The sequence below is a fragment of the Pseudomonas lurida genome, from assembly GCF_002563895.1.
Classification (GTDB): Bacteria; Pseudomonadota; Gammaproteobacteria; order Pseudomonadales; family Pseudomonadaceae; genus Aquipseudomonas; species Aquipseudomonas lurida.
This window is the reverse complement of sequence record NZ_PDJB01000001.1, coordinates 4658288-4673611: the sequence shown is the minus strand read 5'-3', so window position 1 is coordinate 4673611 and position 15324 is coordinate 4658288. Positions and strand designations below refer to the sequence as shown.

Annotated in this window: 11 protein-coding genes and 1 other RNA gene; 10 read left to right on the top strand and 2 right to left on the bottom strand. The window is 61.4% G+C overall.

The features are described 5' to 3' along the window. The first annotated feature begins 1 nt into the window (after position 1). From smc to ATH90_RS21100, 9 genes are all read left to right on the top strand, one after another. Complete coding sequence (gene smc / locus ATH90_RS21140; protein WP_034108191.1) at positions 2–3490, top strand: chromosome segregation protein SMC; 3489 nt, start codon at positions 2–4, stop codon at positions 3488–3490. Positions 3491–3749: 259 nt separating this feature from the next. Next, positions 3750–4613: a cell division protein ZipA gene (zipA, locus tag ATH90_RS21135; RefSeq protein ID WP_034108189.1), complete on the top strand. Its 864-nt coding sequence runs from the start codon at positions 3750–3752 to the stop codon at positions 4611–4613. A gap of 87 nt (positions 4614–4700) precedes the next feature. Beyond that, positions 4701–7070: an NAD-dependent DNA ligase LigA gene (ligA, locus tag ATH90_RS21130; RefSeq protein ID WP_098467199.1), complete on the top strand. Its 2370-nt coding sequence runs from the start codon at positions 4701–4703 to the stop codon at positions 7068–7070. Between the two features lie 151 nt (positions 7071–7221). Further along, positions 7222–8388: a zinc-binding metallopeptidase family protein gene (locus ATH90_RS21125; protein ID WP_034108185.1), complete on the top strand. Its 1167-nt coding sequence runs from the start codon at positions 7222–7224 to the stop codon at positions 8386–8388. A gap of 238 nt (positions 8389–8626) precedes the next feature. Then, positions 8627–8723: signal recognition particle sRNA small type (ffs, locus tag ATH90_RS21120), an RNA gene on the top strand. A 125-nt stretch (positions 8724–8848) separates the two neighbouring features. Beyond that, positions 8849–9280, top strand: coding sequence for a hypothetical protein (locus ATH90_RS21115; RefSeq protein WP_098467711.1), 432 nt, complete (start codon positions 8849–8851; stop codon positions 9278–9280). Between the two features lie 20 nt (positions 9281–9300). Next, positions 9301–11262, top strand: coding sequence for a hypothetical protein (locus ATH90_RS21110; RefSeq protein WP_098467198.1), 1962 nt, complete (start codon positions 9301–9303; stop codon positions 11260–11262). A 157-nt stretch (positions 11263–11419) separates the two neighbouring features. Then, positions 11420–12466, top strand: a complete 1047-nt coding sequence (locus ATH90_RS21105; RefSeq protein WP_069077993.1) for an N-acetylmuramidase family protein — start codon at positions 11420–11422, stop codon at positions 12464–12466. Between the two features lies 1 nt (position 12467). Further along, entirely contained in the window at positions 12468–13058 is a 591-nt protein-coding gene (locus ATH90_RS21100) for a hypothetical protein (protein WP_034108182.1), read from the top strand. A gap of 31 nt (positions 13059–13089) precedes the next feature. Here the strand turns inward: ATH90_RS21100 and ATH90_RS21095 are convergent, their stop codons facing one another. Continuing rightward, a complete protein-coding gene (locus ATH90_RS21095) occupies positions 13090–13956 on the bottom strand; it encodes a LysR family transcriptional regulator (RefSeq protein WP_034108181.1) in 867 nt (288 codons plus the stop codon). 102 nt (positions 13957–14058) lie between these two features. Between ATH90_RS21095 and ATH90_RS21090 the strand changes: the two genes are divergently transcribed. Next, positions 14059–15018, top strand: coding sequence for a DMT family transporter (locus tag ATH90_RS21090; RefSeq protein ID WP_098467197.1), 960 nt, complete (start codon positions 14059–14061; stop codon positions 15016–15018). Here ATH90_RS21090 and ATH90_RS21085 read toward each other — a convergent pair. Further along, positions 14932–15303, bottom strand: a complete 372-nt coding sequence (locus ATH90_RS21085) for a VOC family protein (protein ID WP_034108177.1) — start codon at positions 15301–15303, stop codon at positions 14932–14934. The two genes, ATH90_RS21090 and ATH90_RS21085, sit on opposite strands and share 87 nt — an antisense overlap. Positions 15304–15324: the final 21 nt, after the last annotated feature.

Genomic DNA, 15324 nt, shown 5'->3' with positions numbered 1-15324 from the left:
CGTGCGGCTCAAGTGCATCAAACTGGCGGGGTTCAAGTCCTTCGTCGACCCGACCACGGTGAACTTCCCCAGTAACATGGCGGCGGTGGTCGGGCCCAATGGTTGCGGCAAGTCGAACATCATCGACGCCGTCCGCTGGGTGATGGGCGAGAGCTCGGCAAAAAACCTGCGTGGCGAGTCGATGACCGACGTCATCTTCAACGGCTCCACCAGCCGCAAGCCCGTCAGCCAGGCCAGCATCGAGCTGGTGTTCGATAACTCCGATGGCACGTTGATCGGCGAGTACGCGGCCTACGCGGAAATTTCCATTCGCCGCAAAGTGACCCGCGACAGCCAGAACAGCTATTTCCTCAACGGCACCAAGTGTCGCCGTCGTGACATCACCGATATTTTCCTCGGCACGGGCCTGGGCCCGCGCAGCTACTCGATCATCGAGCAGGGCATGATCTCCAAGTTGATCGAAGCCAAGCCCGAGGACCTGCGTAACTTCATCGAGGAAGCGGCCGGCATCTCCAAGTACAAGGAGCGCCGCCGCGAGACCGAAAACCGCATCCGCCGCACCCACGAGAACCTCGCTCGCCTGACCGACCTGCGCGAAGAGCTGGAGCGCCAGTTGGAGCGCCTGCACCGCCAGGCCCAGGCTGCCGAGAAGTATCAGGAATACAAGGGCGAGGAGCGCCAGCTCAAGGCGCAATTGTCGGCCTTGCGTTGGCAGGCGCTGAATGACCAGGTGGGGCAGCGCGAAGCGATCATCGGCACCCAGGAAATCAGCTTCGAAGCCCTGGTGGCCGAGCAGCGCAACGCCGACGCCAGCATCGAACGCCTGCGTGACGGTCACCATGACCTGTCCGAGCGCTTCAATCTGGTGCAAGGCCGCTTCTATTCGGTGGGGGGCGACATTGCTCGCGTGGAGCAGAGCATCCAGCACGGCCAGCAGCGGCTGCGCCAGTTGCAGGATGATTTGAAAGAAGCCGAGCGCGCGCGCCTGGAAACCGAATCGCACCTGGGCCACGACCGCACTTTGCTGCTGACCCTCGGCGAAGAACTCGACATGCTCATCCCCGAGCAGGAAATCACCAGCGCCGCCGCCGAAGAAGCCGCCGCCGCGCTGGAAGAGTCCGAAACCACCATGCACGGCTGGCAGGAGCAGTGGGACACGTTCAACCTCAAGTCCGCCGAGCCGCGCCGCCAGGCCGAGGTGCAGCAGTCACGCATCCAGCAGCTGGAAACCAGCATGGAGCGCCTGGCCGAGCGCCAGCGTCGTCTGCAGGAAGAGCGCGTGCTGCTCGCCGCCGACCCGGAAGACGCGGCCATCATGGAGCTGAGCGAGCAACTGGCCGAAAGCGAGATGACGCTGGAGGAACTGGAAGCCAGCGAAGAACAACAAGTGGAGCGCCTGGAGCAATTGCGTCAGCAGCTGCAACAGGCGACCCAGGCGCAGCAACAGGCTCAGGGCGATCTGCAGCGGCTCAACGGTCGTTTGGCCTCCCTTGAAGCCTTGCAGCAAGCCGCATTGGACCCAGGCACTGGCACTGCCGAATGGCTGCGCGATCAGCATTTGGCCGAACGCCCGCGCCTGGCCGAGGGGTTGAAAGTCGAGGCGGGTTGGGAGTTGGCGGTAGAAACCGTTTTAGGCGCCGACCTGCAAGCCGTATTGGTCGATGACTTTGGCGGCTTCGACCTGGCCGGTTTTGCCCAGGGTGATTTGCGTTTGCTCAGCCCGGCTGCCGATGGCACACGGGTGCCGGGCAGCTTGCTGGATAAAGTTGAAGCGGCGATTGATCTGTCGCCGTGGCTGGGCCAGGTCAGGCCGGTCGACTCACTTGAGCAGGCCCTGGCCCAGCGCGGCCAACTGGCGGCCGGCGAAAGCCTGATCAGCCGCGACGGCTATTGGGTGGGGCGCCATTTCCTGCGCGTGCGCCGCGCCAGTGAAGCGGAAAGCGGCGTGTTGGCCCGTGGCCAGGAAATCGTCAACCTGACCGCCGAGCGCGAAGAGCGTGAAGCCACCCTCGAAAGCCTGGAAACCGAATTGCAAACCCTGCGCGCCACCCAGCGCCAGCAAGAGACCGGCCGCGAACACCTGCGCCGCCTCCTGCAGGACGAAGCGCGCCAGCAAGGCGAGCTCAAGGCCCAGCTTTCTGCGAGCAAAGCCAAGGTCGAGCAACTGACCCTGCGCCGCACCCGGCTTGACGAAGAAGTCGCCGAGATGGGCGAGCAACGCGCGCTCGAACACGAACAGATTGGTGAGGCCCGCCTGCACTTGCAGGAAGCCCTCGACAGCATGGCGCTGGACACCGAGCAGCGCGAACTGCTGCTGGCCCAGCGCGACAGCTTGCGCGAGCGCCTCGACCGCGTGCGCCAGGAGGCGCGCCAGCACAAGGACCACGCCCACCAGTTGGCCGTGCGCTTGGGTTCGCTCAAGGCCCAGCACGCGTCGACGGCCCAGGCCCTTGAGCGCCTGGAGATGCAATCCGAGCGCCTCACCGAAAAGCGCGAGCAACTGAGCCTCAACCTCGAAGAGGGCGAAGCGCCGCTCGAAGAACTCCGCCTCAAGCTCGAAGAGTTGCTCGACAAGCGCATGACCGTCGACGAAGAGCTCAAGACCGCGCAGATCGCCCTGGAAGACGCCGACCGCGAACTGCGCGACGCCGAAAAACGCCGCACCCAGGCCGAGCAGCAATCCCAGTTGATCCGCGGCCAACTCGAACAACAGCGCATGGAGTGGCAAGCCCTGACCGTGCGCCGCAAGACCCTGCAAGACCAATTGCTGGAAGACGGCTACGACCTGCACGGCGTGCTCAATACGCTGACCGCCCAGGCCAACGAAAAAGAAGCCGAAGAAGAACTCGAGCGCATTGCCGCGCGTATCCAGCGCCTGGGCGCGATTAACCTCGCAGCCATCGACGAATACCAGCAGCAATCGGAACGTAAGCGCTATCTGGATGCCCAGGACGCCGATCTGGTGGAAGCGCTGGACACCCTGGAAAACGTGATCCGCAAGATCGACAAGGAAACCCGTAACCGCTTCAAAGATACCTTTGATCAGATTAATGGCGGTTTACAGGCCTTATTCCCGAAAGTTTTCGGCGGTGGCAGCGCTTACTTGGAACTGACGGGCGAAGATCTACTCGATACAGGGGTAACGATCATGGCGCGGCCTCCGGGCAAGAAGAACAGCACCATCCATTTGTTGTCCGGCGGCGAGAAAGCCCTGACCGCACTGGCCCTGGTATTTGCCATCTTCAAGTTGAACCCGGCGCCGTTCTGCATGCTCGACGAAGTTGACGCCCCGCTGGATGACGCTAACGTTGGACGGTACGCGCGGTTGGTCAAGGAGATGTCCCAGACCGTGCAGTTCATCTATATCACCCACAATAAGATCGCCATGGAAATGGCTGATCAGTTGATGGGTGTCACGATGCACGAACCGGGTTGTTCGCGCCTGGTGGCGGTGGATGTGGAAGAAGCGATGGCGATGGTTGAATCCTGAGCCGCGCCAACAGAGAAAATTCCTAGCACGCTGTAGGACGATTTACCGGCCTGGCGAAAGTGGCAAATGGACATATTTGTTCAAGGCATTTTGACAGACGGTGTAAAGTTATCTTTGGTCGTGCTAGTTTAATGTCAAATTTTCGTATGCGTGGGCAAAACGTCAGTCAGAACATAGAGTTGGCGCCACGTTTTAAAGCGGTTTGCACGTTGCTAAACCCCTTATTTTTCAGCATTTTTTATTAGAGGCACGGGATTACATGGAAATCGGTCTGCGCGAGTGGCTGATCGTCATCGGCATTATTGTCATTGCCGGTATTCTTTTTGATGGCTGGCGCCGGATGCGCGGTGGCAAGGGCAAGCTCAAATTCCGTCTGGACCGTAACCTGTCCAACTTGCCCGACGACGACGGCAGCGCCGAGCTGCTGGGGCCGCCCCGTGTGCTGGATACCCATAAAGAGCCACAACTGGACGAGCACGACTTGCCCTCGATGAGCGCACCCGTGCGTGAAGCCCGCGAGCCGTCCTCCAAGCGTGGCAAGCGCGCCAATGCCGCCGTGGCCGAGCCGCATCAGGGTGACCTGAACCTTGACGTCGACGAAGGCCCGAGCTTCAGCAGCCGCGATGATGATTTCCCGGATGAAAACTTGGGTAAAACGGCGTCGCGCCAATCGGTGAACGACCAGCCGGCTGCCGAAGAAGTGCTGGTGATCAGCGTGATCTGCCGCGACGCCGCTGGCTTCAAAGGCCCGGCCTTGCTGCAGAACATCCTCGAAAGCGGCCTGCGTTTTGGCGAGATGGATATTTTCCACCGTCACGAGAGCATGGCCGGTAACGGTGAAGTGCTGTTCTCCATGGCCAACGCCGTCAAGCCGGGCACGTTTGATCTGGACGATATCGACCTGTTCAGCACCCCGGCCGTGAGCTTCTTCCTTGGTTTGCCAGGCCCGCGTCACCCGAAACAAGCGTTCGACGTGATGGTGGCCGCGGCCCGCAAGCTGTCCCAGGAACTCAATGGCGAGCTCAAGGACGACCAGCGTAGCGTCCTCACCGCGCAAACCATCGAACATTACCGTCAGCGCATCGTCGAGTTCGAGCGTCGCGCCCTGACACAGAAACGCTGAGGATTGGTCTTCAGCGTTGTCAGTAGAATAAGCGCACTAACATATTGAGCAGCTTCGGCTGCTCTTTTGCTTTCTGAGAGAACACCCATGACCGCCGCCCACACCCGCATTCTCGAACTGCGCGCTGAACTGGATCAGCACAACTACCGTTACCACGTCCTCGACGAGCCGAGCATTCCGGACGCCGAGTACGACCGGCTGTTCCACGAGCTCAAGGCCCTGGAAGCCGAGCATCCGGACCTGGTAACGCGCGATTCGCCGACGCAGCGGGTCGGCAGTGCGGCGTTGTCGGCGTTCACCCAGGTACGGCACGAAATTCCGATGCTCAGCCTCGGTAACGTCTTTGATGAAACCACCCTGCTCGAATTCGATCGCCGGGTGACCGAAGGCCTCGACCTGCCGGTGGGGGACTTGTTCGGTGGCGGTGCAGCGGTGGAATACAGCTGCGAACCGAAGCTGGACGGCCTGGCGGTGAGCCTGCTGTATCAGGACGGCGAACTGGTACGCGGCGCCACCCGGGGTGACGGCACCACCGGTGAGGACATCAGCGTCAACGTGCGCACCGTGCGCAATATTCCGTTGAAACTGCACGGCAGCGGCTGGCCGGCAACCCTGGAAGTGCGTGGCGAAGTGTTCATGTCCAAGGCCGGTTTCGAACGGCTCAATGCCTCGCAACTGGAAGTCGGCGGCAAGACTTTCGCCAACCCGCGCAATGCCGCGGCCGGCAGCCTGCGCCAACTGGATTCGAAGATCACCGCCAGTCGCCCGTTGGAGTTCTGCTGCTATGGCATTGGCCAGGTAACCGCCGACATCAGCGATACCCATATCGGCAACCTGAAGCAGTTGCAGAAATGGGGCATGCCCATCAGCCACGAACTGAAGCTGGCCAAGGGCATCCAGGCATGTCTGGAGTACTACCGCGATATTGGCGAGCGGCGCAGCAGCCTCGGCTATGAGATCGATGGCGTGGTATTCAAGGTCAACAGCATTGCCTCCCAGCGTGAACTGGGCTTTCGCGCCCGCGAGCCGCGCTGGGCCATCGCGCATAAATTCCCGGCCATGGAAGAGCTGACTGAACTGCTCGACGTGGAATTCCAGGTCGGCCGCACCGGCGCCGTCACCCCCGTGGCGCGGCTCAAGCCGGTCAAGGTCGCGGGTGTGACCGTGTCCAACGCCACCTTGCACAACATGGACGAAGTCGCGCGCCTGGGCCTGATGATCGGCGACACCGTGATCATCCGCCGCGCCGGTGATGTGATCCCTCAGGTGGTGTCCGTGGTGCCCGAGCGCCGTCCGGAAAATGCCCGTGCCGTGCAGATCCCCGAAACCTGCCCGGTGTGCGGCTCCCATGTGGAGCGCACGCAACTGGTCAAACGCAGCAAGGGCAAGGAAACCGTCACCGAAGGCGCGGTGTACCGCTGCGTCGGCCGCCTGGCCTGTGCCGCACAGCTCAAGCAAGCGATCATCCATTTTGTCTCGCGCCGCGCCATGGACATCGACGGCCTGGGTGACAAGACCATCGAGCAACTGGTGGATGAAAAGCTCATCGGCTCACCCGCTGATCTCTATAAGCTCAAGTACGAGCAGATCATCGACCTGGAAGGCTTTGCCGACATCTCCAGCAAGAAGCTGATCACCGCCATCGAGAACAGCAAGACCCCGACCCTGGCGCGGTTTATCTATGCCCTGGGCATCCCCGACGTGGGCGAGGAGACCGCCAAGGTGCTGGCGCGCTCCCTGGCTTCGCTGGCGCGCGTGCAGAAGGCCTTGCCGGAAGTGCTCACGTACTTGCCGGACGTTGGCCTGGAAGTCGCGCACGAGATCCACAGCTTCTTCGAGGACGGCCACAACCAGGACGTGATCGGCGCACTGTTGTCGCCGCAGGAATGCGCGCTGCAATTGCAGGAGGAGGGCGAGCTGAGCGCCGAATTCGCCGCCAGCACTACCCTGGGTGGTTTGCTCGACAAGCTGCACGTGCCGAGCGTCGGCCCTGGCGCTGCGCAGAAACTCGCGGACAAGTTCGTCACCCTCGAAGGTGTGATCAAGGCCGACTGGCTGGATATGCGCCAGGCCCTGCCCGAGAAGCAGGCCAAGGCCGTACGCGACTTTTTTGATAACCAAGACAACGTCAACCGCGCCCTGGCCATTGAGCAGCAGCTCAAGGACTTCGGCATGCACTGGCTGAGCGAGAAGAAAGTCGTCGAAGGGTTGCCCGAAGCTGGGCACACCTGGGTGCTCACCGGCTCCCTGGAGCTGATGAGCCGTGACGTGGCCAAGGACAAGCTCGAAAGCCTCGGCGCCAAGGTGGCCGGTTCCGTCTCGGCGAAGACCCACTGCGTGGTGGCCGGGCCGGGCGCGGGTTCCAAACTGGCCAAGGCCAATGAACTAGGCGTGAAGGTGTTGGACGAAGACGCCTTCGTCGCCTTCCTCGCCAAGCACGCTATCAAGGTCGATTGACACCCCTCCACGGTAGGCGCCCGGCTTGCTGGCGATACGTGCGCGAAATCGTCATCGCCGCAAAGCCGGGCTCCTGCAAGGTATCGTTATATTTTCGGAACGATCTTCGAAGGGAATTGATCTAGTCTCAGTCACCCAGGGAGAGATCGCCATGTTCCGCTACTTCGAGCAACTCAGTTCGCGCATTGCTGCACCCTTCGTAGCCGGTACGTCTCGTGACAGCAAGGTATGGGAGTGCCGCTGCGGCCAATCCCTGTTCTTTCGCAACAGCCAATGCCTGGCCTGCCAGGCATTGCTGGGCTATCAACCGCAACAAAGCCGGCTTGCTTCCCTGCAGCCCGGCCCGGTCGAAGGCACCTGGCTGCAAGATGGCAACCTCGACGCTGGTGCCTTCCGTCGCTGCGCCAACCTCGACACACCGGCCGCTTGCAACTGGCTGATCCCAGCGCACAGCACCGCGCCGCTGTGCGTGGCGTGCAGCCTCAACCGCACCATCCCCGACCTGTCGATCGCGGAAAACCCTGAGCGCTGGCGCAAAGTCGAAACCGCCAAGCGCCGGCTGGTCGCGCAATTGATCAGCCTCGGCCTTAAAGTGGTGCCCAAGACCGCTGATGAAGACAGCGGCCTGGCCTTTGACTTCGTCGGTATCGACCTGGAAGGCAATGCGCCGATGACGGGCCATGCGAACGGCTTGATCACCCTCGACATCAAGGAAGCCGACGACGCCCACCGTGAGAAGGTTCGCGTACAGATGCGCGAACCCTACCGCACGCTGCTCGGTCACTTTCGCCATGAGGTCGGCCATTACTACTGGGATCGCCTGATCGCCAATACCCACTGGCTTGAACCGTTTCGCAGCCTGTTCGGCGACGAACGCGCCAGTTACGCCGATGCACTCGACTACCACTACCAGAACGGCCCACGCCCTGACTGGCAGCAAACCTGCGTCAGCGCCTACGCCACCATGCACCCCTGGGAAGACTGGGCCGAAACCTGGGCCCACTACCTGCACATGATGGATGCTGTCGACACCGCCCTCGGCTTTGGCATGAGCGCCCGCGAGATGGACCTGGATTACCAGCCATTCCCCCTCAGCACGCTCTACGATCCTGAGCATCCCGGCGGCGCGGCGTTCCTGTCGTTCGTCAACGCCTGGATCGAGCTGGCCGGCATGCTCAACGAACTGTCACGCAGCATGGGCCAGCCGGATTTCTATCCCTTCGTGCTGCCACCGGCGGTGATCGCCAAGCTGCACTTCATTCACCTGGTGATCCAGGAAGAGGGTGGCCGGGCGGATGAGGTGGTCTTGGCACAATGATGAGCCACTGTGGCAGGGGGCTTGCCCCGGATGGCGGTGCGCCCGTTAACTGATTTATGGGCCGGTAGACCGTCATCGGGGGCAAGCCCCTTCCCACAGGGGACAAGCGTGATGCTGAGGGCTGTGGCAAGTACTTGAGCCCCTTCATATTTTTTATCCGGCCCGAACGGTTGTAACTTCCGATGAGATCGGTACAATGGCGCGGCTTGCCGAGAGGCCAGCGTCGTTATGGTGACCCCATCGGTCCCCCCGCAACGATTACCCGTGAACCTGGTCAGAGCCGGAAGGCAGCAGCCACAGCGGGAACATTGTGTGCCGGGGTGTGGCTGGTGGGGTTGCCTCCATAACGCTCTTTCTTGCAGTACCTCTTCACTATCAATTCAAAAATGCTTTCACGCCATCTGCCATCAGGCAGCCCATGGCGGCATACTCCAGTGCCTGGCATCCGGAGACAGCACACGTGGAAAAAGTCGACGACCTCACTCGCGAAAAACTGCGGGAATGGCAGATGCGGCGCCTGGAAATCAAGGATCGCATCCAATCGCACCCTGAACAGACCCTGGAGTTATCAAGGGTGTTGGACCTCATGGATGACGAGCACGCGGAGATCCTCAGCGAGGCGCAAATGATCCGTGCGACCGACGTGGCCGATGAGCCCGCATCGCTCGCCGAGCCCGCGCCGCCGCCGCTTGCTGGTGGTTATACGCTGCAATTGAATGTGGCCGCACACCGTGCCGAGGACCTGCGCAGGCTGCTCGATATGGCGGTCTTCGAACTCCAGCAGCAGGTCACGGCGATGGTCTCTACGCCCGACGCGCGTCCCCATGGCGGCGGTATGTCAGGCTCTCTTGGAGAATATCGGTTTGAGCTGGGTGGTCAGGGCAATCCCTGATTTCCTGGCTGTGAGGAACTATGCAACCGGAACACTTTGATTTATCCAGCCCTGTCTTCCTGCCTGTCACGGATGAAACCTGCACGGCCCTGCTCGGGGTGGACGGCGCCAAGGCCCTGGCCGGCCTCACGGACCCGGAGCTGGCCGCCGTGCTGGTCATCCAGAACCTCACCCAGGCCGCGGAAAAAGACCTGACGTGCGCCGGCGCCGAGCGCATCCTGACCAAGCTGATCGACTGGGCGGTAGACGCGCAGCCTGGGGGCGCCGCGACGTTGCTGTCCGAAGCCCAGCGGCTGTTCGATCCGCGCAAGCTGTACTTCGGTTTCAATGCACTCAAGACCGTCAACTTGCGGCTGCTGTCGGCTGAAGAAGTCGCGGCGCGGGAATACCTGCTGCCTTCGGGCAAATGGGATATCGGCTACAAAGTTCGGCATCTACGCAGCAATGACCCGTTCAGCCAGCAGATGATCACGCCCCGTCACCGCGAACGCTGGCTCAGCCCGGCCCAGGACAAACTGGTGCGGACGTTTCGCGCCAACCTGAACGAAGACCTGCATGTGCAAGGCTACGCGGGCATTGGCAAAAGCCACCTGCTCGGCGCCTTGATGGAGTGCCTGCGCCCCGCGCAGACCCTGGTGCTGGCGCGTACCGGGGCAAAACTGGCGACGCTGCGCGAGCGTATGGGGCTGGCGAAAGACAGCAAGGCCGGTTCGACCTTTGCCGCCTTCGCCAAGGCCCTGTTGCAGGGGCCACGACCCGGCGCTCAGAACACGCCGGCCAGGTTGCCCGGTAAACACGAAGTGTCCCAGGCCCTTAATATCCATGGCTGGCGGGGGCACGATGGCGCGGCAACACTCGATATCTGCCTGAAGGTGCTCGAAAGCTACTGCCATTCCAGCCATCACAGTCTGTCGGCCAGGCATTTGCCGCATTTCAAACAGCCGTTGTCCAGCGTGGATGCCCAGGCGCTGTTGGAGTATTCCAGCCGTTTGTGGACGTACCTGGAGGCCAACCCGCAATGGGCCGGCCAGACCGCCTTCGCGGCGCTGTGGCTGATCAAGCGCGCCTGCCTTGAAGGCTGTGTGGTGCCGCCCCGGTACACCCACGTGTTGATCGATGAAAGCCAGGACATCCCGCCGTCGCTGCTGCAGATTATCGAGCGCGGCCGCCAGGTGCTGATTACCCTCGGCGATGAATACCAATTGGCCCGCGGTGTGATGGTCCGCAGAAAGCGTGAGGTCCGGCACACGGACATCAGTTATTCCGTGCGCTCGGGCCGCAACGTCGAGCGCTTGGTCAACCCGTTGATCAGTGTGCATTCGCAGAAGTGCAAGACGCCCTTCGAAGGCGCGCGGGATGCCGACGTCGGCATCGAACACTACCCCCAGGGCTTCGTGCCACCGGAAGGCTGCGTGGTGTTGACCGCGTCCTATTGGGACACCATGAAGTGGGCGATCCAGTTGCAGCAAGCCAATTGCCCGTTCGGTTTCCCCGACAGCGCGGCGCAGCAGGATCTGCAACGCTTTATGATCAGCGTCATCGCCTTGTTCAAGCCGGAGTTCTACAGCAACGAGCACAATGACAATGGCCCCCACGCGTATTTCAGCGACCTGGACGACTGGCAGCAGGTGCGTGATGCCAGCCAGTTCGATGAGGCGTTCCTGTGGGTGGAGAGTGAGCTGGAAAAAGGCTTCAACGTGGCCGATATCACACGCTTGAACCGCCTGGGTGGCGTCCCTGGCAAGCGCTGCCTGCTGATGCGGGCGGAAGAGGCAGGCGGTATGGAGTTCGATCGGGTGCTGTTGACACCCGAGTTGCTCACCAACGTGAAGTTCAAGGATGCCTACGCGTTCGACCAACGACTCTGCGAGGTCTACATCGCCATCTCCCGGGCGCGGGTGCAGCTTTACCTGCCTTACGATGTGGTCGAGTGGATTGATTTCCACAAATATCAGAAAACCCGGGAATTCCACGGTTACTGAGTTAATTAATTCGGCTGTTTCACAACTTTCACCGGTCGCTCTGGACAACCCAAAACTACCTTGTTAGTTTCCGCCAGCCACTTGTTTCAGAGTATGACAAGGGGAGGGAGTTGATATTGAAGTGCCACCACATCTTTAACTAACAAGGATGTCTGTGATGAAAAGCCTGCAAGGGTTGCCCCGTCTTATCAGTGCTTCGGTAGGCGCGCCCGGTAAAGCCCGCAACTTGCCCGCCGATGTGCAGTGCATCCAGTATTTATTCAATCTGATCATTCCCAAGCTGGGTTTTCCGCTGGCCGAAAACGGCAAGTGCGACGGCCAGTTGGTGCAGTGCATCAGCCAGTACCAGTTTCGCCATCTCAAATACGCCCACCCCGATGGCGTGATCGACCCTACCGGTAAAACCTTCAACAGCTTGATCGAGGAGGCGGTGAAGGTGCCGGTCAAAGCCTTCCCGAGCATGCGCATACCGACCTTCCTGAATGCGTTCGGCAACAATCAGGGGGATGCGGTGCAGGCCACGGTCAATGTCTACCTGGACCGCATGCGGGCGATGATCGAGGCCGAGAAGCGCAACCGCCAATTGATGCTCCAGGCCACGTGCGATGGGGGCATGACCCTGAGCGAGACCGACTTCCAGAATGCCGCCACACAGTTGGGTAATGGCATTTCGGTGAATATCATCAAGGCGTTTGCCACCGTGGAATCCGGAGGGCGTTCCGGCTTCGGGCCGGCCAAGTTGCCGGTGATCGCGTTCGAGGGGCACCTGTTTCGCAAGTACACCAAACACATTTACGACCAGGCGCACCCGCTGCTGTCGTACCCCTACAAGAAAAAGGCCGGGCCGCAGTGGCAGACCAATAACAAGGACCAGGCCAAGGCCTGGGAAACCATGGCCACTGCCTTTGCCCTGGATCAGGAAGCCGCGTTGATGTCGGCGTCGTGGGGCATGTTTCAGATCATGGGGTTCAACTACGCCTCCTGCGGTTACAAGACAGTGTTTGAATTCTCTGCGGCATTAAAAGTGAATGCCGGTCATCAACTAAAGGCATTCCTCGGATTTTGCAGCAAGAGCCCGGCGTTGATGAAAGCCATGAAAAGCAAGGATTTTACCGGCATGGCCCGTAACTATAACGGCGAGGACTACGGCAACTATGACGTCCTTATGCAAAAAGCCTACGAGAAACTTGAAGGGAAAAAATAAGATGATCCGTTTTCTAGCACTGGGTGTGTTGTCGTTGTGCGCCGTTGCGCCTGCCTTTGCCGGTTCACCCGCATTGCATTCGGGCAAATACGAAGAGCTGATGCTGGCGGTGACGCCTGAGCACCAGGTCGAAGGCTACTATTCGCAAACAATGGGCGAGGGCGTGACCCGCGGTTGCGCGTTCTACCTGCAAGGCCCGCCCGCCGCGCTGACCACGTGGCTCGACGACGCTTACCCCGGCAGCGTGGCACCGTCGTCCGATGGCGTGACCCTGACCGTGGCAGAAGGCCGTCAGCATCCGGGTTGCCTCAATGTGCTGATGCCGGAGATTGCCACCGGCCTGGACCTGACCCAGACCGCCAGCAAAAAATGGATCGGCCTGGTCAAGGTCTCAGCCGACAAGGCATACCTGCTGAAAAATCCAAGTGCCAAGGCCGCCAAGCGTCCGTACATCGTCAAGAATGACGTGGTCGGTGTGCTGGCATTCAAGGATGGCTGGGCCCAGGTCGAGTTCATCAATGCCGATGATCGCTCGTTTACCGGATGGATCAGCCAGGATCAGTACGCGCGGCTGGCAGCTCCCAAGCGCTGAACGATAAAAATCTAAATGTGCGAGCGGGTCTTCATCCACCGAATGTTTCGCGCAGTAATCCGGCAAACGCATCCCGCGCCAGGTGCCGTTGCGTGTCCTTGTGCCAGAACAGCAGGTTGTCCACCGCCTGCAGTTCCTCAAAGCGGTACGACGCCAGCTGATTGGCCTGTTCATAGCGGGCCAGGATGCCTTCCGGCGCCAGCGCCACGCCGATCCCCGCACTGACACAACCGATGATCGTGCCCCAGCTGGCATAGCTGGCAATGGTCGGCTTGAAGGCGTGGGGCTTGACCCAATTCTCCAGCGCCGCCCGGTAGGGGCAGCCGGGTGGCCATACCAGCAGGGTGCGGCCGGCCAGGTCTTCGGCGCTATGGATAGGTTCGCTCGAGGCGCTGGCGATCAGCACCAGGCGTTCGCTGTAGACCACGCTGTGTTCGAGCTTCGCGCGTTTGTTGCCGGCAGCCACCAGCGCCACGTCCAGGCGGTGGTGTTGCAGATCGTCGAGCAGTTCGCCCCAGGCGCCGGTCACCAGTTCCAGGCTGACATCCGGGTAGCGCCGGTGATATTCCGCCAGCAGCGGCGGCAGGCGCCCGCTGGCGCTGGACTCCACTGCGCCGATACGCAGGGTGCCACGGGGAATGGCGTTGGCGTCCACGGCGCGCTTGGACTCGTCCACCAACGCCAGAATGCGTTCGCAGTATTCCAGGAAGATCTCACCGGCAGCACTGATCGCCAGCCCACGCCCGGCGCGGATAAACAGCGGTGTGCCCAACTCGTTTTCCAGCAGCTTGATACGCGTGGTGATGTTGGACGGCACGCAATGCAATTGCACGGCGGCCTGGGCCACGCTGCCGGTTTGTGCCACGGCTCGCACCATTTTCAGTTGGGCCAGTTCCATTGCTCAGTTCCAGTGATTTCAGAAGTCAGAAACGGTTAATTGTCCTGGGCCTTGCCCCAGCCAAGACTGACGGCATTCCTTCTCAGTGCGTGGATGCCGTCGATGAATACCCCGTCACCCCTGAAGCTTACGCTAGTCATCGCCAGCGTCATCCTCTGTTGGGCCTATTCGCCGATTGGCGTGCACATGGGGCTGCACAGCTACGGCCCCGGCCAGCTTGCGTTGCTGCGGTTTCTGATCGCCTCGGTGTTCATGGCCGGCGTGGCACTGGTGCTGGGCATCGGCCGGCCACGTCTGCGGGATTTGCCGTGGCTGCTGGTGCTGAGTTTTTTCGGCGTGTTCCTGCACCACACCAGCCTTAATTACGGCCAGCAATTCGTGACGGCGGCGGCGTCCAGCGTGCTGGCGCAATCGGCGCCGCTGTTCAGCGGGCTGATCGCGTTTTTCTGCTTGAAGGAGCGGGTCAGCCTGTGGCGCTGGAGCTGCGTGTTGCTGGGGTTGCTCGGCGTACTGGTGGTGATCTGGGGCGATCACGCCGTGGGTGACATCGACCCGCGCGGCTTACTGATCCTGCTGGCGGCGGTGTCCTGGAGCCTGTATTTCGCCATCCAGAAACACTATGCCCATCGCTACAGCCCGCTGACGATGGCGTGCTACATGGTGTGGGCGGGCACCTTGATGCTGTGCGTGAACCTGCCGGGCCTGCCCGCCGCCGTGATGCAGGCGCCTTTGTCGGAGAACCTCGCGGTGCTGGTGCTCGGGATTTTCCCCAGCGCCCTGGCCTACTTGGCCTGGGGGTATGTGTTGAAACACGTCGAGGTCAGCCGCGCGTCGGTGGCGATGTACCTGATCCCGCCGGTGGCGATGACGATGGCGGCGACACTGCTGGGCGAGCACATCGCCCTGCAAGTGGCACTGGGCGGCGTAATCGTGTTGGCCAGCGTCGCCGCCATCAGCCTGGAAGGGCGCTGGCGGTCAGTCACTCAGGCAGAATGCGCGCAACCGGTGGCCATCGAGGTCTTGGGCGACAAAGGTGTAGCCGAAGTCCAGGGTGGTCGGTGACTGGATGATTGTCGCGCCGCGCTCGACCCATTGGTCGTGCAAGGCATCCACGGCGGCCTGGTTGGCCAGGGACACCCCCACTTCACCGCCACCGCCCGTGAACCGGGCCGCTGGCTGCACGGTATGGCGCGACCACAGCCCCAGCTTTACCCCATTATCGAGAATGAACAGGGCGAAGGTCGGGTTGAGCTCCACCGGCGGCTTGTCCAGCAGGCGGCTATAGAAGTTGGCACTGGTGGCCGGGCTGTCCACATACAGCAGGAAGTAATGGGCGACGGTGTTCATGCGGGCTCCTTGGGAACGCTC

Coding starts and splice junctions, on each gene's coding strand:
- zipA (WP_034108189.1), top strand. CDS start 3,750: ATGGAAATCGGTCTGCGCGAGTGGCTGATCGTCATCGGCATTATTGTC.
- ligA (WP_098467199.1), top strand. CDS start 4,701: ATGACCGCCGCCCACACCCGCATTCTCGAACTGCGCGCTGAACTGGAT.
- ATH90_RS21125 (WP_034108185.1), top strand. CDS start 7,222: ATGTTCCGCTACTTCGAGCAACTCAGTTCGCGCATTGCTGCACCCTTC.
- ATH90_RS21110 (WP_098467198.1), top strand. CDS start 9,301: ATGCAACCGGAACACTTTGATTTATCCAGCCCTGTCTTCCTGCCTGTC.
- ATH90_RS21105 (WP_069077993.1), top strand. CDS start 11,420: ATGAAAAGCCTGCAAGGGTTGCCCCGTCTTATCAGTGCTTCGGTAGGC.
- ATH90_RS21100 (WP_034108182.1), top strand. CDS start 12,468: ATGATCCGTTTTCTAGCACTGGGTGTGTTGTCGTTGTGCGCCGTTGCG.
- ATH90_RS21095 (WP_034108181.1), bottom strand. CDS start 13,956: ATGGAACTGGCCCAACTGAAAATGGTGCGAGCCGTGGCACAAACCGGC.
- ATH90_RS21090 (WP_098467197.1), top strand. CDS start 14,059: ATGAATACCCCGTCACCCCTGAAGCTTACGCTAGTCATCGCCAGCGTC.
- ATH90_RS21085 (WP_034108177.1), bottom strand. CDS start 15,303: ATGAACACCGTCGCCCATTACTTCCTGCTGTATGTGGACAGCCCGGCC.